Annotated in this window: 19 protein-coding genes; 12 read left to right on the top strand and 7 right to left on the bottom strand. The window is 64.0% G+C overall.

Annotated elements, in window-relative coordinates:
* Positions 1 to 16: 16 nt before the first annotated feature.
* Complete coding sequence (locus IB269_RS18130) at positions 17 to 388, bottom strand: hypothetical protein (RefSeq protein WP_192367881.1); 372 nt, start codon at positions 386 to 388, stop codon at positions 17 to 19.
* 204 nt (positions 389 to 592) lie between these two features.
* Here IB269_RS18130 and IB269_RS29320 point away from each other — a divergent pair, with 204 nt between their 5' ends.
* From IB269_RS29320 to IB269_RS18110, 4 genes are all read left to right on the top strand, one after another.
* Positions 593 to 763, top strand: a complete 171-nt coding sequence (locus IB269_RS29320; RefSeq protein ID WP_192368198.1) for an XRE family transcriptional regulator — start codon at positions 593 to 595, stop codon at positions 761 to 763.
* Positions 764 to 1,075: 312 nt separating this feature from the next.
* Positions 1,076 to 1,489, top strand: a complete 414-nt coding sequence (locus tag IB269_RS18120; protein ID WP_123692063.1) for a cupin domain-containing protein — start codon at positions 1,076 to 1,078, stop codon at positions 1,487 to 1,489.
* Between the two features lie 131 nt (positions 1,490 to 1,620).
* A complete protein-coding gene (locus tag IB269_RS18115; RefSeq protein ID WP_192368197.1) occupies positions 1,621 to 2,286 on the top strand; it encodes a carboxymuconolactone decarboxylase family protein in 666 nt (221 codons plus the stop codon).
* A gap of 83 nt (positions 2,287 to 2,369) precedes the next feature.
* Positions 2,370 to 2,765: a cupin domain-containing protein gene (locus tag IB269_RS18110; protein WP_192368196.1), complete on the top strand. Its 396-nt coding sequence runs from the start codon at positions 2,370 to 2,372 to the stop codon at positions 2,763 to 2,765.
* 290 nt (positions 2,766 to 3,055) lie between these two features.
* Here the strand turns inward: IB269_RS18110 and IB269_RS18105 are convergent, their stop codons facing one another.
* Positions 3,056 to 3,952, bottom strand: a complete 897-nt coding sequence (locus tag IB269_RS18105; RefSeq protein WP_123692188.1) for a LysR family transcriptional regulator — start codon at positions 3,950 to 3,952, stop codon at positions 3,056 to 3,058.
* A gap of 140 nt (positions 3,953 to 4,092) precedes the next feature.
* Between IB269_RS18105 and IB269_RS18100 the strand changes: the two genes are divergently transcribed.
* The 5 genes from IB269_RS18100 (at position 4,093) to IB269_RS18080 (ending at position 7,114) form a co-directional block, all read left to right on the top strand.
* Positions 4,093 to 5,073, top strand: coding sequence for an aldo/keto reductase (locus IB269_RS18100; protein WP_192368195.1), 981 nt, complete (start codon positions 4,093 to 4,095; stop codon positions 5,071 to 5,073).
* Between the two features lie 10 nt (positions 5,074 to 5,083).
* Positions 5,084 to 5,857: an SDR family oxidoreductase gene (locus IB269_RS18095; protein WP_123692059.1), complete on the top strand. Its 774-nt coding sequence runs from the start codon at positions 5,084 to 5,086 to the stop codon at positions 5,855 to 5,857.
* A 28-nt stretch (positions 5,858 to 5,885) separates the two neighbouring features.
* On the top strand, positions 5,886 to 6,182 hold the full coding sequence (locus IB269_RS18090; RefSeq protein ID WP_225614182.1) for a putative quinol monooxygenase: 297 nt from the start codon (positions 5,886 to 5,888) through the stop codon (positions 6,180 to 6,182).
* Positions 6,183 to 6,218: 36 nt separating this feature from the next.
* A complete protein-coding gene (locus IB269_RS18085; protein WP_192367879.1) occupies positions 6,219 to 6,443 on the top strand; it encodes a hypothetical protein in 225 nt (74 codons plus the stop codon).
* A 347-nt stretch (positions 6,444 to 6,790) separates the two neighbouring features.
* Positions 6,791 to 7,114 carry a hypothetical protein gene (locus IB269_RS18080; RefSeq protein WP_083829121.1) on the top strand — a complete coding sequence of 108 codons (324 nt, stop codon included), beginning with the start codon at positions 6,791 to 6,793 and terminating at the stop codon, positions 7,112 to 7,114.
* 88 nt (positions 7,115 to 7,202) lie between these two features.
* On the opposite strand, the gene IB269_RS18075 is transcribed toward IB269_RS18080, so the two are convergent.
* Positions 7,203 to 7,355, bottom strand: a complete 153-nt coding sequence (locus IB269_RS18075) for a hypothetical protein (protein WP_013801894.1) — start codon at positions 7,353 to 7,355, stop codon at positions 7,203 to 7,205.
* Between the two features lie 302 nt (positions 7,356 to 7,657).
* Here IB269_RS18075 and IB269_RS18070 point away from each other — a divergent pair, with 302 nt between their 5' ends.
* Positions 7,658 to 8,377, top strand: coding sequence for a Crp/Fnr family transcriptional regulator (locus tag IB269_RS18070; protein ID WP_034398720.1), 720 nt, complete (start codon positions 7,658 to 7,660; stop codon positions 8,375 to 8,377).
* Here the strand turns inward: IB269_RS18070 and IB269_RS18065 are convergent.
* Positions 8,374 to 17,082: a GH36-type glycosyl hydrolase domain-containing protein gene (locus IB269_RS18065; protein ID WP_192367878.1), complete on the bottom strand. Its 8,709-nt coding sequence runs from the start codon at positions 17,080 to 17,082 to the stop codon at positions 8,374 to 8,376. The genes IB269_RS18070 and IB269_RS18065 overlap by 4 nt on opposite strands.
* A gap of 21 nt (positions 17,083 to 17,103) precedes the next feature.
* Positions 17,104 to 17,346 (bottom strand): hypothetical protein, encoded by a 243-nt coding sequence (locus IB269_RS18060; RefSeq protein WP_192367877.1) that lies wholly within the window; start codon positions 17,344 to 17,346, stop codon positions 17,104 to 17,106.
* Positions 17,347 to 17,621: 275 nt separating this feature from the next.
* Here IB269_RS18060 and IB269_RS18055 point away from each other — a divergent pair, with 275 nt between their 5' ends.
* Together IB269_RS18055 and IB269_RS18050 are read left to right on the top strand one after the other, a co-directional pair.
* Positions 17,622 to 17,846, top strand: a complete 225-nt coding sequence (locus IB269_RS18055) for a glycine zipper 2TM domain-containing protein (RefSeq protein WP_013801898.1) — start codon at positions 17,622 to 17,624, stop codon at positions 17,844 to 17,846.
* Positions 17,847 to 17,996: 150 nt separating this feature from the next.
* Complete coding sequence (locus IB269_RS18050) at positions 17,997 to 18,785, top strand: GGDEF domain-containing protein (RefSeq protein ID WP_192367876.1); 789 nt, start codon at positions 17,997 to 17,999, stop codon at positions 18,783 to 18,785.
* Here IB269_RS18050 and IB269_RS18045 read toward each other — a convergent pair.
* Both IB269_RS18045 and IB269_RS18040 read right to left on the bottom strand, forming a co-directional pair.
* A complete protein-coding gene (locus IB269_RS18045; RefSeq protein ID WP_013801900.1) occupies positions 18,782 to 18,940 on the bottom strand; it encodes a DUF3309 family protein in 159 nt (52 codons plus the stop codon). The genes IB269_RS18050 and IB269_RS18045 overlap by 4 nt on opposite strands.
* Before the next feature lie 119 nt (positions 18,941 to 19,059).
* The gene (locus IB269_RS18040) at positions 19,060 to 19,782 is read right to left on the bottom strand and encodes a Crp/Fnr family transcriptional regulator (RefSeq protein WP_192367875.1); all 723 of its coding nucleotides are present in this window, start codon (positions 19,780 to 19,782) and stop codon (positions 19,060 to 19,062) included.
* Between the last annotated feature and the right edge of the window lie 429 nt (positions 19,783 to 20,211).

Genomic DNA, 20,211 nt, shown 5'->3' with positions numbered 1-20,211 from the left:
CCCGTTGCCTCCGGGACTACCTGCCGCCGCGCGCCACCGCAGGCCCCGCCACGGTGTACACATGCCCGGCCTCTTCGGCAGCCACCTTGGCCGCCTCGCTGCGGCGCACCTCCGCCTGGTCCTCGTACTCGCAGTTCATCACCCGGGCTTCACTGCCCGCGAACTCCGCGAGCGATTCAGCGCTGTTGCGAATGGTCACCAGCGCCTGCGCCACCACGTCCAGCCGCTGATGGCCCTCCGGGATCTCCAGCCATGCCAGCGCCAGCTGGGCCAAGGCGGAAACCTCGGCACAGCCTTGCTGCACGAAGCGGTCCATTTCATACAGCGCTGTTGCGAGCTTCTGGGCGTGGGTGTTTTCGGGGGGAGGGGATGGGGGGATGTGCTTCATGGGTTCGACTCTCCACGAAGCATTCCATTGGCGTCTGACATTGCATCTCCTTCAGAAAGGGATGATGCTTGCCGGTTTGCCGTGACGCAGATACTACGAGTTGCGTAGCTGATTAACAGGGCGTTCAAGAAGATGGGGGCTGCCGGATGGACTTGAGGCAGGTGCCTACCAGTTTGTGGTTGGCCACGGGTCAATCGCTATGAGCTGGGGAAGCACAGACCGGACCTCCTGACCGTGCGCAAGTTGGCGGAAGTGCTCAAGGTTCCGATGGCGTTTTTCTATTCGGATACGGATGATGAGGTGGCGGAGTTGTTGCTCAGGTATGGGCAGGCGAGCAGGGCGGGGCGCAAGAGGGTGGGCGAGGTGTTGGGGTAGGGCGTTCGGGTGGCGTGGAGGGCGGCTTGCGACCCACTACAGACCTTCAGCTCGCTGATCTTGCAACCTCAGAGGGGTCGTTCAACTTCCAAGATGCGACGCAGGCAAGAGCTGGCCCCGCCAAGGCAACAACGACAAGACGCCGCGGCGGGGCCAACTCTTGGCGGCGCAAAAATCAACGCGGCTTGTCGCCATGAGCCAGTCTCATAACACTTAGCAGCGGTCAGACCTTCTGCTTGGTTCGGGCACCCCCTACAGTTTTCCGACGTATCGAGGGCAAAAGGCCTCCCCACCAAAACTTAGGACCTGGCCATGAACATCATTCGCAACGGCACCAAGCCGTCCGTCAAGGGGTCCTCCACATACTTCACCGGCACGGTCCGCATTGACAGCCCGTTTCAGGCGGACGGAGAAGGCCGCTCCGGTGGGGCCATCGTGACCTTCGAGCCGGGTGCCCGCACCAACTGGCACTTGCATCCGGCCGGTCAGACCCTCGTCGTCCTCTCCGGCGTGGGCTGGACACAGTGCGAAGGAGGTGCGCGCACTGAAATTCGCGCCGGTGACGTGGTCTGGTGTCCATGCCGTCGACGCCACTGGCACGGCGCCACCCCCACCAACGCGATGTCCCATTTGGCCATCACTGAAATTGTCGACGGCAAGAACGTCGAATGGATGGAGCCGGTTTCGGACGAGCAGTACCAGGCCGGTCCGCTCGAGACCGCCTGAAGCCCCGCAACCCAACGACCGGATTGCCTATGCGCAAGCTCTTCGCGGCGGCTTTGCTTGCCTGCTACTTCTGCCTCGCCATATCGGCCGCCACTCCCGCCACCGCCACCGCCACCGCCACCGCCACCGCCATGATGAACTCGCAACCCGCATCAGACACACTCTCCGCTCGACAGCAAGCCATCGTCCCCATCGCCGCGCTCGCTGCGGCCGGCGACATCCCGCGCCTGAGCGTCGCCCTCAACCGAGGTCTGGATGCCGGCCTGACGGTGAACGATGCCAAGGAGGTCCTGGTCCAGTTGTACGCCTATGCCGGGTTCCCCCGCAGCCTCAATGCCCTCGGTGAGCTCATGAAGGTCGTCGATGCCCGCAAGCACCGCGGCGTGCAAGACGCGTGGGGAAAGGAACCGACGCGTCCCACCCCGCAAGGCGACGAGTTGCTAGCCGCTGGCACTGCCAACCAGACCCGGCTTGTCGGTGCGCCGGTCAAGGGCGCGCTGTTCGACTTCGCACCGGCAGCGGACGTCTACCTGAAGGCCCATCTGTTCGGCGACATCTTCGAACGCGACAACCTCGACTGGCAGAGCCGCGAGTTCGCGACGGTCGGCATGCTCTCCGCATTGCTAGGCGTGGAACCGCAACTGCAGTCGCATGTGAGCATCAGCATGAACGTCGGCATCACAGAGGCCCAATTGAACCAGGTTGCGGATGTCGTGAGCGAGCAAGTCAATGCCGACGCCGGAAGTCGGGTTCGCGCGGCCATCAAGCGCCATCTGGCGACGAAGACCGCGAAGTGATCCGCCGCTCTCCAGCAACCACGAAGGCACTTGCCGCATTATTGACATCGCTCGCCCTCATCGGCGGTGTGCAAGCCGCCGACATGGTGGTCACCCGCAACGGCTCTCAAGCGTCAGTCAAGGGCGCAGCCGCGACCTTTACCGGGTCGGTGCGTGCCGATCCGCTGTTTGATGCGGTGGCGCCGTCAAGGACCTCGGCTGGCCTCGTCACCTTTGATGCCGGAGCCCGCTCGGCCTGGCACACCCATCCGCTGGGCCAGACGCTGATCGTGACGGCCGGCAAGGGCTGGGTGCAGCAGGAAGGCGGGCCACGCATCGAGATTCACCCCGGCGATGTCATCTGGACGCCGCCCGGCGTGAAGCACTGGCATGGCGCCACTACCACCACGGGCATGAGCCACATCGCCATCCAGGAGGCCCTGGACGGCAAGCGGGTCGAGTGGCTGGAGAAGGTCTCTAACGAGCAGTACGGCAAGTAGCAGCCCAGCCCATCGTCGGAAGACGCTGGTAATAACCGGCTTCACGGCCGAGGTTGCAGTGCTGCAAGCGGCCATCGACGGCATCGCCGTTGGCGACACGGTGCAAGTTCTCTTGATGCCATCGGTAGCCGCTCGGAGCGCACCGAGGCGCCAGCAATCCGATAGATTGAGGTGGCGGGCGGGATGACGAGCTCAGTCCCGAGCCTGGTCACACGATGGCCCCCTGATTTCTCGCGTCCACCAGGGTCAGAGACGCTCAAGGCCTTGGCGGCCTCAGGTAGAGCTCCGTCTCAAGCCCGTAGTTTGAGCGCCTCAACCACGAGCGCGAACGCAGGCAAGGACTGGCGGCGGCTGGGGTAGTAGAGGTGGTAGCCCGGGAAAGTCGGGCTCCAGTCTTCCAGCACACGCACCAGACGCCCTGCCTCCACATGCGGCTGGATGATGTCCTCCGGCGCGTAGGTCAGGGCATAACCTTCCAGCGCGGCGTTGAGCAGCTGTACCGAGGTGTTGAAGATGATTTGCCCAGGCACCTGGACGTTCAACTCCTTGCCATCCTGCGCAAACTCCCAGGCGTACAGCCCCCCATGAGTTGCCATGCGCAGGTTGCCGCAATTGTGCGAGGTGAGGTCCTGGGGCGTCTGAGGCTTCGACCGGTTCGCAAAGTAGGCGGGCGAGGCCGCGACGGCCATCCGGAAGTCCGGCGAGATGCGCACCGCAATCATGTCCTTGGCAATCTGGTCGCCGATGCGCACGCCGGCGTCGAATCGCTCGGCCACGATGTCGATCAGCCCGTAGCCGATGTTTATTTCCAACCGGATGTCGGGGTACTCGGGCAACAGCTTGGAGAGCTTGGGCCAGAGGATGGTGGAGGCCGCGTGGTCGTGGGTCGTGATGCGGATGGTGCCCGCGGGCTTCTCGCGCAGCTCACTGAGGGCGGCCAGCTCCGCCTCGATGCCTTCGTAGTGCGGAGCCAGGCTCAACAGCAGCCGCTCCCCCGCCTCGGTCGGCGATGCACCCCGGGTCGTCCGGGCCAGCAGCCTCACACCCAGGCGCTCCTCGAGTGCTCGCATGCTGTGACTCAGGGCCGACTGCGTCACGCCTAGTTGGGCTGCCGCGCGCGTGAAGCTGCGTTCGCGCGCCACCACGATGAAGGACGAAAGGCTGTTGAGGTCGATCCGATCTGCCATGAACAAAACTCATATCGTTTAGACAAGTATGCCGGGTTCTCACATGGCCTTCAAATTTCTAAAGTACGCACATGCCTTCCGGACACCGCCATACCGGCACCTCCAAGGGGGCAACCACCAACCTTTTGAAGGAGCTGAAAATGCAAAAACGCACACTGGGCAAGAACGGTCTCGAGGTCTCAGCCATCGGCCTGGGCTGCATGGGCCTGACCTTTGGCTACGGCCCCGCCACGGAGATGTCGGCTGGCATCGAATTGATTCGCGCGGCCTTCGAACGCGGCGTCACCTTCTTTGACAGCGCAGAAGCCTACGGCGCGGTGAACGAAGAGATGCTCGGCGAGGCCGTCGCACCCTTCCGCGACCAGATCGTCCTGGCCACCAAGTTCGGCTTCAAGGACGGCATCGCTACCGCTGGCCTTGACAGCACCCCGGCCCGCATCCGCCTGGTCGCGGAACAGTCCCTCAAGCGTCTGAAGACCGACCGCATCGACTTGTTCTACCAACACCGCGTCGACCCGAACGTTCCGATGGAAGACGTCGCCGGCACCGTGCGCGACCTCATCAAGGAAGGCAAGGTCAAACATTTCGGCCTGAGCGAAGCCGGCGTGAAGGCCATCCGCGCCGCCCACGCCGTGCAGCCTGTGGCCGCTCTGCAGAGTGAATACTCGATGTTCACCCGTGAGCCGGAACAGGAAATCATTCCGACCCTGGAGGAACTGGGCATCGGCTTCGTGACCTTCAGTCCGCTGGGCAAGGGTTTCCTGGCCGGCAAGATCGACGCCTCCACGACCTTTGCTGACGGCGACGTGCGCAAGAACTTGCCGCGCTTTGCCGATGAGGCCCGTGAGGCGAACCACAAGCTGGTCGAGCTAATCGGCGACGTGGCCAAGCGCAAGAACGCGACGCCGGCGCAGGTGGCCCTGGCCTGGCTGCTGGCACAGAAACCTTGGATCACCCCGATCCCGGGTACCACCAAGCTACATCGCCTGGAAGAGAACATCGGTGGCGCCACCGTCGAACTATCGGCCGCCGACCTGAAGGAACTGGCCGATGTGATGGCCAAGGTCCCCGTCACCGGCGAGCGCTACACCGCCGCCATGATGAAGACCGTCAACCGTTGAGACGACCGCGATGACTGCACAAACACTAGAAGGGCGCGTCGCGCTCGTCACTGGCGGCACCACGGGCATCGGTTTCGGCTCAGCCAAGCGACTGCTTGAGCACGGTGCGACCGTCTACATCACGGGGCGCCGGCAAGAAGTCCTCGACGCGGCGGTGGCCAAGCTTGGCGACGGAGCCCTTGGCATCCGGGCCGACGTGAGCGTCAAGGCCGACATGCAGCGGGTGGCTGACACCATCCAGGCGGCCCATGGCCGGCTCGACATCTTGTTCGCGAATGCCGGCGGTGGCCATGCCACTCCGCTCGAAGAGCTGACGGAAGCGCAGATCGACAGCGAACTGTCCATCAACATCAAGGGCGTCGTGCTGACGATGCAGACGATGTTGGGCGTGCTGCGCAACGGTGCCTCGGTGGTGCTCAACGCGTCCATCACGGCGGACATGGGCTTGTCAGGCTTCGCGGTCTATGCCGCAACCAAGGCGGCGGTGCGCTCACTCGCCCGCAGTTGGACGACGGACCTCAAGCGCCGCGACATCCGGGTGAACACCATCAGCCCTGGCGTGGTGCCGACCGAAGGGTACGGTAAGGAGCAAAAGATGACCGACCAGCAGGTGGTCGACTACGTCGAGCGCGTTTCGACGGAAATCCCGGCAGGGCGTGTCGGTTCCACGCAAGACATCGGCGATGCCCTGGTGTTCCTGGCGTCGGATACCAGTTCCTACATCCGCGGCATCGACCTGGTGGTGGACGGCGGCATGACCCGCGTCTACGCCGGCAAGAACTGAAGGGCGAGACACCATGCCTGCAAACCGATTGGACGAAGTCCACATCATCTGCGAGCTGCGCTGCAAGACGGCTGACAGGGAGCGTGTGAAAGAGCTTGCGTTGCAGTTTGTTGAACCGGCAAGGCTGGAAGAGGGTTGTCTCTACTACGACCTGCATCAGAAGCGCGATGAGCCCGACACTTTCTTCATCGCCGATGGTTGGGTGAACCAAGCAGCCGTCGATGCCCACGCTCAAAGCAGCCATGTGGCCGAGGTGATGAAGGAACTGGGGCCGCTGCTGACCTTCGGTCCCTCGCTCACCTTCACTTCAAGGGTGAGCGAGTAAGAAGCTCAACCGCCACTGCTGAATCCCACCATCGACGTGAACACGTTCATCCAGGACGTCATCGCCGTGGTGGAAGCAGAGAAGCTGCAAGGGATCACGTTGGTGGTCCACAGTTTCCATGGATACGTGGTCAGTGGTGTCATCCGAACGGTTCAGGAACGGCTCAGCCTCGTCGACGTCGCCACGACCGTGATCTACACGCATGTAGTCAAAGTCGGCAGTGGAGCCGTGCGCAGCCCCATGGACTCGATGCTTGCTTGATCGAGCGCTTGAATCAACAGTGCTGGGGCGCCGTAAAGTTGCCGGTCGTCGGTGCCCGCTTTTGGCCGGCAGTACTCATTCGTTGGCAGGGACTGTATCTCAGCAAACAGCCTAAGTGGGTCGTGCGGTGGTGCACTGCGGCTGTCCGCAGGTGGCCGCTATCAAGCGCCTTGGAACCATCTTCGACAAGTCTTGGCAAGACGGAACATGAGTTGGTGCAATCCATGATGAGGCTGTTTGCTTACGCAATTTCGGCGGGGCGGACCTCATCGAAAATTCTGGCATGGGCTTAAAACATGGTCGAGGCGGGGTGCATCCATCTCTTCCTCATCTTCGAGGAGAAGGCCATGACTGCATCGATTTCACTGAGGTCACTGCTTGGCAGGCCGCAGGACCCTGATCTTGCCGACCAGGCGGTTCCAGGGCACGGTGTTCCTTCGCAGGACCCCGACCCGGCAGCACAGATTCGAATGGGCAAGGCAGAGGCCTTGCGGGAGTCCAAATCAACCATGGTGGCCGGCTTCATGATTTTTGGCGCAGCACTGGGGTCTGTGCTTGGCGCGGCCGTGGGAGGACCGGTTGGAATATTCGTTGGGGGCGCCGTCGGTGGCCTGGTGGGCGCCGGATGCGGGGAGGCGGCTGGAGCCACGTGGATCAAACACAAGGATTGATGGACCGGCCGAATGCAGAAACCCGTCCTTTGCGTCCATTGAAATCAAAAAGGGCCCGAGGGCCCTTTTTCGTTACGGAGCGGCTGGATTACTGCTTCGGTTGCCCTTGATGGGCTTGCTTCTTTTGCTCTTCAGCGGAGCCCGGCTGATGCTGCTTGGGAGCAGTTTGCTGTGGCTGGGGCTTGCTGGGCTGGCCAACGGGCTGCTGGCTTTTGCCTGGCGTGTTCTGGGAAACGGACATGTGAAACTCCTATGGTCTTCAAAAGCCAAGATGGCTCCTGAAAGTCCACTGTGTTCCTGGTCCAGGTGATGGGATGTAGTCAAACCGGCCGCGGACAGATTATGTTGTAAGCGTGGCGGCACAAGGGTTTTCGGGGGGCTTTCTGGATGCGGGGGTCCCGCAGGGCCAGGTACAGATGCCACTGCCGGTATGTGCGGTACCGCACAGAGCTGGTGGGCCTGGCCCGTAAGATGCAAGAGCGTCATTTCTGCTGCCTCCAGACTCTCTTGAAGTGCCGGGATGACTGCACTGGAATTGCCTTTATGCCCTCTTGCGCCGCGTCCACAGGCAATCATTTGCTCGACTCCTTGCCACCCGAGCCATGGCAGCGGTGGGAGCCTGCGCTGGAGCCTGTGGAGCTTGCCCTGGGCCAGGTGCTGTATGAAGCGGGCCGGGTCATGAGTCACGTGTACTTCCCCACGACGGCGATCGTCTCCCTGCTGTACGTGATGGAGAACGGTGCGTCGGCGGAGATCGCGGTGGTGGGCAACGAAGGGATTGTGGGCATTTCCCTCTTCATGGGCGGAGGGTCCACGACCAGCAGGGCGGTCGTGCAAAGCGCCGGCAGGGGCTATCGGCTGAAGGTCGGTGCCATGCAGGCGGAGTTCGAGCGCGGTGGCCCGGTTCTTCACTTGTTGCTGCGCTACACGCAGGCGTTGATCACCCAGATGGCCCAGACCGCCGTCTGCAACCGTCACCATTCACTTGACCAGCAGCTTTGCCGCTGGTTGCTGCTGAGCCTGGACCGGCTCCAGGGCACGGACCTGGTGATGACGCAGGAGCTGATCTCCAACATGCTCGGAGTCCGCCGCGAGGGAGTGACCGAGGCCGCGCTGAAGCTGCAGCGCGCCGAGATCATCCGCTATTCGCGTGGCCGCATCAGTGTGCTGGACCGTACGGGCCTGGAGCAGCGCTCCTGCGAGTGTTATGCGGTGGTGAGAAAAGAGTACGACCGGTTGCTGCCGGACATCACGGCTTGCTAGGTCCCGATCGCGGCCTCTTGCAAAGGGATGACAAAGCAGCTGTGCGCTGCCAGCTCTGTCCAGCGCAGCCTCTGCGATACCTGCAGCATGACCGCCCCCTCCCCGTCACACCTGGCCGCCAGCGCGTCGGTGCTGCCGCGGATCAGGAGAAAGCGCATGCTGCGGCCCTCCCGTTTCAATACCAGTTCGGCCTGGGGCCAATGGGAAGGAAGGCAGGGGGTGAAGAACAGTTCCCCGGCGTGGATGTGCAGCCCCAGGATGGATTCCACCGCGGCGCGATGCATCCATGCAGCCGAGCCCGTGTACCAGCTCCATCCGCCCCGTCCGACAAAAGGGGGCTGGGTGTATACGTCTGCTGCCATGGCGTAAGGCTCGATGGCGTATTGGCTGCCCCATACGGGATGGCTGGCGCGATGGGCCGGACTCAGGTAGGTGAAGTACCGGTAGGGTGTGTCCTGGAGGCGCTCGCTGCCGGTGGCGGTGGCGGTGGCGGTGGCGGTGGCGGTGGCGTGCGCCGCCTGGCGCAGGGCCAGCGAAGCGGCGGCCATCACGGCCCACGCTCCGGCATGGGTGTACTGCCCGCCGTTTTCCCGCACCCCTGCCGGGTAGGCCTGGATGTAGCCCGCATTCGGAAGGCCATGGACCAGGGGCGGTGCCAGCAGCGGGATCAGGCCTGTATCGGGCTGGACCAGCTCCGTGTCCACCGCTTCCATGGCAATGCGCGGGCGCGAGGTGCCTGACGTGGTGACCAGGACCGACCAGGCCTGCGCAATCAGATCGATGCGCGCCTCGGGCTGCCGGGCCGAGCCCAGCACCGTGCCGTCATCGAAGAACGCCCGCCGGTACCAGCGCCCATCCCAGCCCGCAACATCCAGGGCCTGGCGCCAGCCGGCCAGGGCTGTCTGCCAGGCGTCGGCGCGTGCTTCGTCGCCGCAGCCGCGTGCCAGCGGTATCCAGTCCGTGACGATGGCGCACAGGAACCAGGCGAGCCATACCGATTCGCCCCGGCCTTGGTGACCAACAGCGCTCATGCCATCGTTCCAGTCTCCTGCGCCCATCAGGGGCAGGCCGTGCACGCCCACGGCAAGGCTGCGGTCGATGGCGCGCGCCGCATGCTCGTAGACCGATGCCGAAACTTCGCTGATGCCCGGTGTTTCGTAGACATCGTCCACGCCGTCGGCAATGGCGGGCGCCTCCAGGAACGGAACCTGCTGCTGCAGCAGCGCCGTGTCGCCAGTGGCCTGGAGATAGTGCGAGCAGGCGAAGGGCAGCCACAGCAGGTCGTCGCTGCAGCGGGTTCGCACGCCGGCACCCGCAGGCGCATGCCACCAGTGCTGCACGTCCCCTTCGAGGAATTGCCGTGACGCGCACAGCGTGATCTGTTGCCGCAGCACGCCGGGATCGGCCCAGACAAGCGCCATGGCGTCCTGCAATTGGTCGCGGTAGCCGGTGGCGCCTCCCGCCTGGTAGAAACCGGCCTTGGACCACAGCCGCGAGGAGACCGTCTGGTAGGGCAGCCAGCGGTTCACAAGCACGTCCATCAGCGGGTCGGGCGTGTGGATCTGCGTGGCCTGGAGCAGGCCATCCCAGTAGTCGCTGTTGGCCTGTTCTCGTGCCCGGGGGGCCAGGACGGTGGCTTGCTCCAGCAACTGGCGCGCCGCATCGGGACTCGTGGCATGGCCGATCAGATAGGTCTGCTCCCAGGTCACGCCGGGCCGAAGCGTGGCCAGGCGCGACAGGGCTGCGCAGGGTTCGAGCCCGTATCCGCTGCGCTGCCCCAGCTGTGCCGGGAGCTGCAAATGTCCGTCGGATGCAAAGAACTCGCTGCGGTCGCAGGTCCAGTCAAGGCTGTCGTGCTTTCCCGGGAGGGTGCCTTCGCCGGCATGCGATTCGCAGAAGAAAGCCGTGCCGCCGCCAAAGCCGCCCGCAGCCTCGGTCTGGGTGCATAGCAGGCCCAGAAAGCGCTTGTCGGGCGCCGGTGCCCACAGGGCCATGGTCTCCAGCGTGGCGCGGTCGGCCCGGCGCTCGCCCAGCATCCACTCCACCATGCCCGCCATCCTCAGGTGCATCTTGGAGTTGCCATGGTTGACCACGGTGATGCGCACTTGCTTGACGGCCGTCCTGATGTCCACGCACCAGCGCGCACGGATGCCCAGGTCGCCATGGCGGTGGGCGATTTCAGTGAAGCCCTGGCCATGCACCACGCTGTAGCGGGCCTGGGCATGCCCCCAGGCGCTGGGGGCCACGCTCCATGTCTCGCGTGTGCGCCGGTTCTGGAGAAAAAACCACTCGGACGGCATGTCGCAGACGGGATCATTGGACCAGGCCGTGACCTGATTGAGCCGGCTGTTGATCGCCCAGGTATTGCCTGCGCCGCTTTCGGATATCTGCCCTCCGAAGCCGGGGTTGGCCAGGACGTTGATCCAGGGCCTGCCCGGACGCCGGGATGCGCTGACATCGAATTGGAAGTGGCCATGGTCGCCGAGGAACTGTCCGGTCGATGCGGGGACAGCTGAGCCCCGGCTTGGCTGGACCGGTATTTTCTGGGGCAGATCCGCTGTGCGCCGCCGGCTGGCCTGGACCTCGAACTGCTCGCTCCAGGCATGGATCTGTTGCAGCAATGCACGGCCATCGGCATGCAGGCGCACACATGCCAGGCGCTCCAGGCAGGCTGCCTGCGCGGGGGTGAGCGTGTCCTGGCCCAGGACATGAAAGCCTGTCGTGCTCAGCCCTGGGCGGGCGTTGCCGGCCGCCTCATGCTGTTCGCCGATGGCGTTCAGCTCGGCCTGCACCGGCATGTAGTAGGAGTGGAACTCGCTGCTGAGCACGACCAGGTCGCAGGCCACGCCGGCGCGCGACCATTCGCCCAGGGCCTGTCCCAGTATGCGCAGCAGGCCCAGGCCCTGGGGCGCCGCGGCACTCACCACGATGATCGGCCTGTCGCCCGAAAGGCCCAACTGCCACAGCACGCGCCGGTCCTGGATCTGCGGCAGGCGGACGGCGCCTGCGCGATGCGGGTGCAGGCCGGGCTGCAGCTTGGGCAGGGTGAACATCAGCGCCGTGCCCAGCAGTTGCAGTGCCGGCAGGTACTCGGGCCGGGGCCGGTGCTGCAGGGCATCCTGGCCCTGCGCCAAGGTGGCGGAGATCACGGAGGTGCGCTCCACATAGCTGGGCTGGCGGTACTTGTCCAGGATGGCCATGAGGGTGCTGGCACTGTCGCAGGCAGCCGTCGCAAACACCACGCTCACTTGTCCGCCAGGGCCCACGCGCATGCGCACACCCAGCACGGCGACGGGGTCCAGGCCGGTGTCCAGCGCGACAGCTTCACCCGGTGCGGGCTCCAGGCACGCCAGCGGCTGGCTGGCCGCGTGATTGCGGCCGGCCCATTTCGCCCGATCGCTCTGGTAGCGCAGGCCCAGGACCTCCCCCTGCGTGCCGGCCACGAAATGGGCCATCTGCACCACCTTCTCCTCCTTGTGGCGGGCCACCCGCTCAAAACGCATGCCCTGCTGCTGCGCCAGCCACTGCGCCTTCACGAACATGCTGGAGAACGCCGGGTGGGCCTCGTCCGCGCCCGCGCCGGCCAGGACCACCTCCATGGCCGATATCAGCTCCACGTCCATGGGCAGGTTACCCAGGTTGTTCAGCACGACCTTGCGCAGCTCGATATCGTCTTCAGGGCTGATCCAGACCGTGGTGCGCACACGCCATTGCGGCCAGCGGGCATCGAAGCACATGCGGTCCGGGTGGAACGTGCTGGTGTAGGCCGCCTGCGGATCGGGTGCCGGGCTGCGGGTCACGGACACCGGGGCGCTGTCCCTGTCCGTTCGCAGGTAGACAAAGCTCCCGTGCGCATCGCGCAGCAGGTCGTCGCGCCAGCGCGTGATGTGGGTGTTGCCCAGGCGGCTCCATCCGGCTCCGTTGGCGCGCAATGCAACGCTGTAGCGCCCATTGCTCAGCAAGAGGGTCGGCTCGAGGGCCCGGGCCCCCGGGACGACGGTGCGGATCGCGTTGGCAGGCCTTCGGGACTGGGCATGCAAAAAGGGTGCGGCCAGCGCGCCGGGCCTCAGGCCTGCAAGCTCGCGGGGGGTGCGCTCCTGCAGCAGAGTGGACATGGCCTGGATGCGGGGGTGGTCAGAGCCCCAGCGCTGTGCAACCCCTTGCAGCAGCACATTGGCCAGGGCCACGATGGTCATGCCCTGGTGATGGGCCATGTAGGTGCTGACGAGCGTGAACCTTCCGCCATGGATTTGCCGTGCGGCAGAAAAGTCCAGGGCCTCGTAGAAGCCATAGCGCCCGCGCGCAGCCAGGGCGGCCAGCGCGCGGAAGTTCGCGCACGCAGGTACCGCCGCCACCTGGCAGGCCAGCGCCGTGGCGTAGGGGGCGATGACTTTCTCTGCCATCGGCGTGCGGCGCAGTGCCAGGCAGGGCACTCCCTGGGATGCGTACTGGTAGGCCAGCGACTGGTCGCGCGCCGCATAGGCGCTTTCCGACATGCCCCAGGGAATGCCCAGGCCCTTGGCAAAAGCCATCTGTTCGCGCAGTGCGCAGCGGTTGGCCTCGTCCAGCGCGCTGCCCGCTGGCTCCACTGCCACCAGCGAAGGCATCAGATACTCGAACATGGACCCCGACCAGGACCGCAAAATCGCGTTGCGGCCATGGGCGAAGAACGGCCGGCCCAATGCCTTCCAGTGCCTGGCGGGAAGGTCGCCCTTGGCAATGGCCAGCAAGCTGGTGGTGCGGGACTCGGAGGCCAGCAGGTCGTAGAACGATGCGTCGAGCTGCTGCTCCTCGAGCCGGTAGCCTATGTGCAGCAATTGCCGCCGCGGGTCGAGCAGGAAACGGAAATCCGCATCCCACGCCAGCTGCTCCAGGGTGTGGGCCATCGTCCGCAGGCGCAGGGAGATCGCATCTTGCTGCCCCGCGCCGACGGCGCTGACGTCCAGGGCCGCCGACTGCAGGGTGGCCAGCAGGTCGGCCAGCAGCCATGGCAAGGGGGCCTGCGGCCCGGGCGGGGTGTCGGCCACGGCCCCAGGTTCCGGCAGATCGAGCGCGTGAAGCTCCGCAAAGGCGTCGCGCAGCAATCCCTGCAGCATCATCTGGGCCGATATGTCTGCGGGATCGGCCAGGGGGCTGTCCAGCAATTGGCCGATCGCCGTCTGCTGCAGCGGGCGCTGCAACAGGCGCGCTGCGCCCGCCAGGCAGGGTTTCAACCGGCGCCTGGCCGCATGGATCGCCTGCTGGCTGGCCGCAGGATGCAGCGGGGCGCGGGCCAGCTCAAGGCAGGCGCGGGATACGGCAAGCAGATGGGCTCCGAGGTTGCCGCTGTCCACGGTGGAGACATAGCGAGGCAGCAGCGGCTGCAGGCTCTGGGTGTCATACCAGTTGAGGAAGTGGCCGTTGTGGCGCTCCATCCTGGCCAGCGTGGCCGAGGTCGCTTCCAGGCGCATCAGCAGATCCTGGGTGCCGATCCAGCCGAACTGCCGCGCACAGGCGGCGCTAAGCAGATAAAGGCCGATGTTGGTGGGAGAGGTCCGGTGGGCGAGCACCTCGAACGGCGCCGTCTGAAGGTTGTCCGGGGGCAGGTGGTTGTCGCCTTCGCTCACGCAGCGCTCGAAAAGCCGCCAGGTGTCACGCGCAATGTCCTGCAGCAGTTCGCGGTCTGTGGTCTGCAGCCCTGCATGGCTGAAAGGGGCCCGCCACGGGGCATTGCACAGCCAGACCAGGGCCGGGGTGAAAACCCAGGCGGACAGCAGCAGCCATGCCGCGGCTGGCAGCGGGGCGGGCAGCAGCCACAGGGCCGCCAGCAGCGCAAGCGCGAGCACGGTGCTGTGCCAGTGCCTTGACAAGGCCGGCGCCCAGCCGGGCCGGATGGCGGCATGGGATGCTTCGGCGGTGGTCCATTCCAGCAGATGCCTTTTGCTTACGGCCATGCGGTACAGCGTGCGGGCCACGGCATCCGCGTGGAGCATGGCCTGCGGCAGCAGTTGCGCCAGGTACCACACGCCGGACAGTGCCACCTGCAGCAACTGCCTTGCGCACTGCAGGGCGAAGCGGCTGCCCACGAATCGCGCATGGTGGGGAAGGGCACCGGCGATGGCGCCTATCAACGGCCCGGTGATGCAGGCCGCCGCCGCCAGTGCCAGGGACAAAGGCAGGGCCAGGCCATGTCCTGCCATGGACAGCACGATCAGCAGCAGCGACACGGGCGCAACCAGGGAGCGGCGCAGGTTGTCGAACAGCTTCCAGCGGTGGATGGCCGCCAGTTGCCAGTACCTGCCGTGCCACAGCACGGGCAGCAATTGCCAGTCCCCGCGCACCCAGCGATGCAGCCGGGCTGCTGCCGTGTCGCTGTGCAGCGGGTCCGACTCCATCACGGTCACATCGGAGATCGCCGCGCAGCGGGCCAGCGAGCCTTCCAGCAGGTCATGGCTGAGGATGCGGTCCTCGGGCAGGCGCTGCGACAGCACGGCGTGCAGGGCCTGCACATGGAGAAGGCCCTTGCCGATGAAACTGCCTTCTCCAAAGAGGTCCTGGTACACATCCGAAGTGGCTGCGCTGTAGGGGTCCATGCCCCGCTGTCCGGAAAAAAGCCACTGCCAGGCAGAGGTTTGCCGCGTCTGCGGCAAGGGTGCCACCACGTGCGGCTGCAGGATGCCGTAGCCGCGTATGACCTTGCGCCCGGTGGCATCCAGTTCAGGCTGGTTGTGCGGGTGCTCGGCGATGCCTACCAAGGCCCTGACCTGGCCCGGCGGCAGTTCGGTGTCGCTGTCCAGCGTCAGCACATAGCGCACGCCGGCAGGCAGGTCGGACAGCACGCCCATCTCCAGGAAGGGGGCCGGCATTTCCGTCGCCAGCGCCGTCACCAGTTGCTCGAGCTTGCCGCGCTTGCGCTCCCAGCCCATCCACAGGCCCTGCGTCGCGCTGAAGGACCGGGGGCGGTGCAGCAGCAAAAAGCGCTGCGCCTGGCCCTCGCCGGCGGGGTAGCGCAGGTTGAGCGCCTGTATCTGTTCGCGTGCCTGCGCGAGCAGCGGCTCATCGTCGGCCGTGCCCTGCCGGTCCGCATCCGCCCAATCGCTCAGCAGCGCGAAATGGACACAGTGCTCCGGATTGGCGAGATAGTGCAGCTGCAGGCGGTGTGCCAGTTCGGAGATGGCAGCAGGCTTGCTCAGCAGCGCAGGAATGACGACCAGGGTGCGCGCCGAGGGGTCGATCCCCTCCTTCAAGAGAAAGCGCGGCAGATGCGCTGGAGTGGCGGACTCGCAGATGAGCCGGTTCACCAGGGCCAAAACCGCCTCGGAGGCCGGGAAAAACATGAGCAGTCCCAGCAGGGCCAGGCCTGCATGGCCCACCCATGCGTCCAGCGGGCCCAGGGGACCCAGCGGACCCTGCATCGCGGCGGCATTGCCTGCGCCGTTGAGGTGCAGCATCCATGCCACCAGGGCCAGCGAAGCTGCCACAACGGCGCCGATGTAGGTGACCGTGCGCGACAGCAGGAGGATGGCATACCAGCGGTCCGCCAGGGGCCGTCGCGCGCCGAACATGTCCTCCAGTTGGGCGCGTCCCTCGCCCTGCAGCCAGTACCCGGCCAGTTGGGCTGCGCCCTGCGACTGGCCCATCAACCGGATGAGGGCCCTGGCCACGGCGGCCTCGGAGCGATCAGGGCTGCGCGCGGCCAGGCGCTCTATGCCATGCAGCGTAGTGTTGCGGCTGGCATCGTCCTCGGCCAGGAAAACGGGCGAGGCTTGCAGTGCGCGCACAACCAGGCTGGTCCTGCCCACGATACCGGGCCAGTCCCCGGCGCCCACCAGCCGCAGCGAGGCCACCGCATTGCCCACGCTCAGGTGGTCGGCCGCGCTGTCGGCATGCTGCTGCACCTGCAGTGCCGCCAGATCGGGCACTGCACTGCGCAGCCACTCTTCGATCTGCATGTACGCGCCGTCGCTGAAGACCGAGCGATGCCCAAAGAGTGTTTGCGCCAGATGGGACAGGAAGACCTGACCTACACCGCGCAATTGCATCAAGCGGTGGATTTCGTGGAAGCCGGCGGCATCGAGCCTGTCGATATGGCCCGCAGCCAGGGTGGCCACCTCCTTGGCCGCCGCCTGGCACGCAATCCGCTCCGCCAGGCGCCTCAAATTCTCGACCAGAATCACCCGCAGCGTGGTGGGCAGCGCCCAGAGCTCACCCTGGCTGAGTTCGCTCTTGCTCTGGTATGCGTCAAGAAAGCAGGTCAATAGCGATTCATCGAAGGCACCATCGGTGTGGGCGACAAAGGACCATGCCACCTGGTAGATGCGAGGAAGGCCTGTGAGCGGGGCCTCCTGCAAGACGGGCAGCGAGCGGTAGTAGCGGGTGGAAAGGCCTTCGCTGATCTCCCGCAGCTGATCCTCGATCAGGTGGAAATTGTCGAAAAGCCACTCTGCGCCGGATCCCAGCTCATGGCCCTCCTGGTGCAGGCCGGCGATGTACCTGAATGAGGTGCGCAGGGATCTGAGATTGTTTTCAAGACGTGGATAGAACGTCGCCTGGCCAAAACGTGGGCGGCCCACGGCATGCGCGCCCCCCAGGGTCATCCCATACTGTTCAAAGTGTGCGCAGCCAAAAAGCTCCGACCTGATGGGTGCCAGGACTTCTCCATGGCGGGCATCCAGCAGGTGGCTGATATGTGGCGGTATCCATTTCCAGCGCTTGCGCATTTGCATTCATGGCTTCCGGGCAGCGCACTACAGAGCAAGCCACACGACGGCGGCCAGGGTTGCGATCAGCAGCATTCCCGTCAGCGTGCGCTCGCCCAGCATGCGGTGGATGGCCGTGAATCCCGTCCAAAGCGCGAGCAATGGCCTTCTCAGCGCATCGCAGTGCGCCAGGTGATCGGTGAGCATGAGGCGATCCATCTGGGACAGGCTGGCAGGCCCGCCGACGCAGGAGGTGTCCCAGGTCGGGACGAGGTTGGAAAAGCGGGGCATGGGCGGAACTCCTGGTGCGGATTGCGCGGATGCAATCCCTTGGACACATGCCCTCTTGTAGGGAGCGCAGGCCGCGGCGTCTGTGCGCAGACGAACATTCACGGGCAACACGCGGCGATGTGCCCTACCGCACCGACGGCGATGTGCGAACAGGCCACTGTGGGACGGCATGGCAGGCACAGCGCAGCGCGTGGGTGCGGTGGACGGCGTTCCTGACCAGGGCGGGCAGCCTCCACGCCATGCGCCAGTCCACTACGTTTCAAAGAGGTTCTCCCATGAAAAAAATCAAGGTCAATGCGCTCGCCCTGGCGGCGACAGTCCTGCTGATGGGCCTGGCCGGCTGCGGCAATATGTCCAAAAGGGATCAAAGCACGGCGATCGGTGCGGGTGCAGGAGCGATCGGCGGGGCCGTGCTCACAGGAGGCAGCGCTGTGGGAACGGTCGGTGGTGCCGCCGTGGGTGGAGTCATCGGCAACCAGGTCGGCAAGGACAAGAAGTAAACCTGGCCATGCAAGCTTGGCATCCTGCATGGCCATGCAGAAATCGCTGGCGGATCAAGGGCTTGTCTGTGAAATGGTGAAGGCGATATTCATCTTCCGGATCTGCGAATCATCCGTTTCCCTCAAGCATGGCGAATTCTGAGGAACACCATGGCTCAAAGGTATCCAAGGCACATCGGATCAAGAAGAACAGGTGCTTTTTTTGCAGACGAAGCAGGCCTTCGCCCCAACGCCATCCAGTCGGATTTCGAGCGAAATCACTGGCTGGGCATTTCCGTGGAAAATCGAATGCGCAAGGGGCTTGAAGCCTGTTTGCAAGGCCTGCAGCGGCAATGCGACTCACTGCGCGAGGAGTTGCACAACACGCGTATCGCCCTGGGAAAGGCGCATTTCGAGCTTGACAGGACCAAGGCGGATGAACGCGCAGCGCATCACCTGGCGACACATGACCATCTGACCTCCCTGCCGAACAGGTTCTCATTCCTGGATCGGCTTTCCAGAGCGATCGGCTTTGCCATGCCCCAGGCCATTCCCATCGCGGTGTTGTATATGGATCTGGATGGCTTCAAGACAATCAACGATCTCCATGGCCACAGTGCAGGAGATGAAGTCCTCAAGGTCGTATCGGGCCGCCTGAGATCCTTCATCCGCCGCGAGGATCTGGTGTGCAGGCTGGGAGGCGACGAGTTCGCATGCCTGCTGGAGCCCTCTCCGGAAATGGAGCAGCTGCGCGCCTTGGCCAGAATGATCTGCAGGGAAATAGCCAACCCCATTCACTGCAACGGGCTGGAGCTGAAAGTGGAGGCCAGCATGGGCATCGTGATCGCACACGAATGGCCTGTGTCTGCGGAGCAATTGATTGCTGATGCGGATCGCGCCATGTATCGGGCCAAGCGCATGCGCAGCGGCTATCAGTTCAGTGTTTTTGAGGGCACTTAGGCCCGCCCCGTAAGCAGCAATACCACGACCACCACCACCAGCAGGCTTATCGCGATGCTGGGAGCGTATCCCCAATTGCGGCTGTGGGGCCATGAAGGCAGAGCGCCTACAAGCACCAGGATCAGGATGATTAGAAGAATGGTGGTCAGACTCATGATGCTCTCCAAGGCGCTTTGCAATGCACTGCGTAGAGTTGCATTGCATCCTGTTCCCAAGCGATGGTCTGTGCGCTGGCGCACGTCCTTGGATTTTTGACTTGTTGACTTTTGGCCTTTCAGGCCGGGGTGCCCATGATTCTTGAATAGATTTGTCTGTCTGCCGCGTAGCAGCTGCACGCCCTGTTTTCCAGCGCTGCGCGGTTCAATACCATCATCTCGCCACGTTTGTAGGCAATCATGCCGTCGTTCTGAAATCTGCTGGCGATGTTGGTGATGCTGACACGCCGTACGCCCAGTATCAATGCCATGAATTGCTGTGTGACATGAAAGCTGCCGGCACATCGGTCGCTGCTCATCAACAGCCATCGTGCCAGACGGGAGGCTGCCGTATGGTAGTTCAGGCAGACTGTGAAACGTGCCTGTTGATGCAAGCGTACAAGTATGAATTTCCTGATCAATTCACCGAGCATGGGGATCTCTGTGCACTGCTTTTCTAAATCCGTGAGGCTTATTCGCCAGCAGGTACCAGTTTGCTGTACCAAGATCTTCCAAGGAGGAGGTGTTGCATGGCCTAGAATGCTTTCGGACCCGACCATCGCCTCGTTCCCTACCATGCCTATTCCCAGGGAATGTTCGTTGTTGATTTCCATAACCAAGGAGATGCATCCGCTTTCAGGAAAGTAAGCGTGCTCCATGGGGTTGCCTGCTTTGCTCAATTCTGATGATGCGATCAATTCGAAGATTTCACAGTGCTCAACAAAGTCATCTGCCGATGAAGGATAAAGCAGGCGTATTATCCTGTTTTCAATATTGGCATGATGGGTGCCCGGATTTTTCATACAATTCCAATGAAATGATTTTCTTTCATTTCTCGTGACGGATACCTCGATGACTGAGGCTGCAGCCGTGTCATCAGATGATTTTTCTTCGAGCAGCCCGCACTATTGATCATGGTGCTTTTTTGATTCCATGTATGTGCGGCTGCGTACGCAAAGCCAGCTGCCGGGAAGGCGATGCTTCATGGCCAGCACTCCTTGCGTCAGGTGCAGTCATTGTGTTGCATCGACCGGTTGAATTCACAGTCGACAGCAGCCAACCGAGCTGCGCGAAGTCGGTTCTTCGAACCGATGCACGGCGAATGGAGCAATCGGCTGGCGGCTTCCAAGGATGAAGACGTCGTCTACGACCGGAAGGGTTCAACGGCCGGTGGTGCTGGTCGTCGCGGTCACTCGCGCACTGCACCGCGAATGTCGCAGAACAGCCTGCCG

The organism is Delftia sp. DLF01, assembly GCF_014852125.1.
GTDB lineage: Bacteria > Pseudomonadota > Gammaproteobacteria > Burkholderiales > Burkholderiaceae_C > Comamonas > Comamonas acidovorans.
The sequence above is the reverse complement of the archived record's forward strand: the minus strand, read 5'-3'. Positions and strand labels throughout refer to the sequence as shown.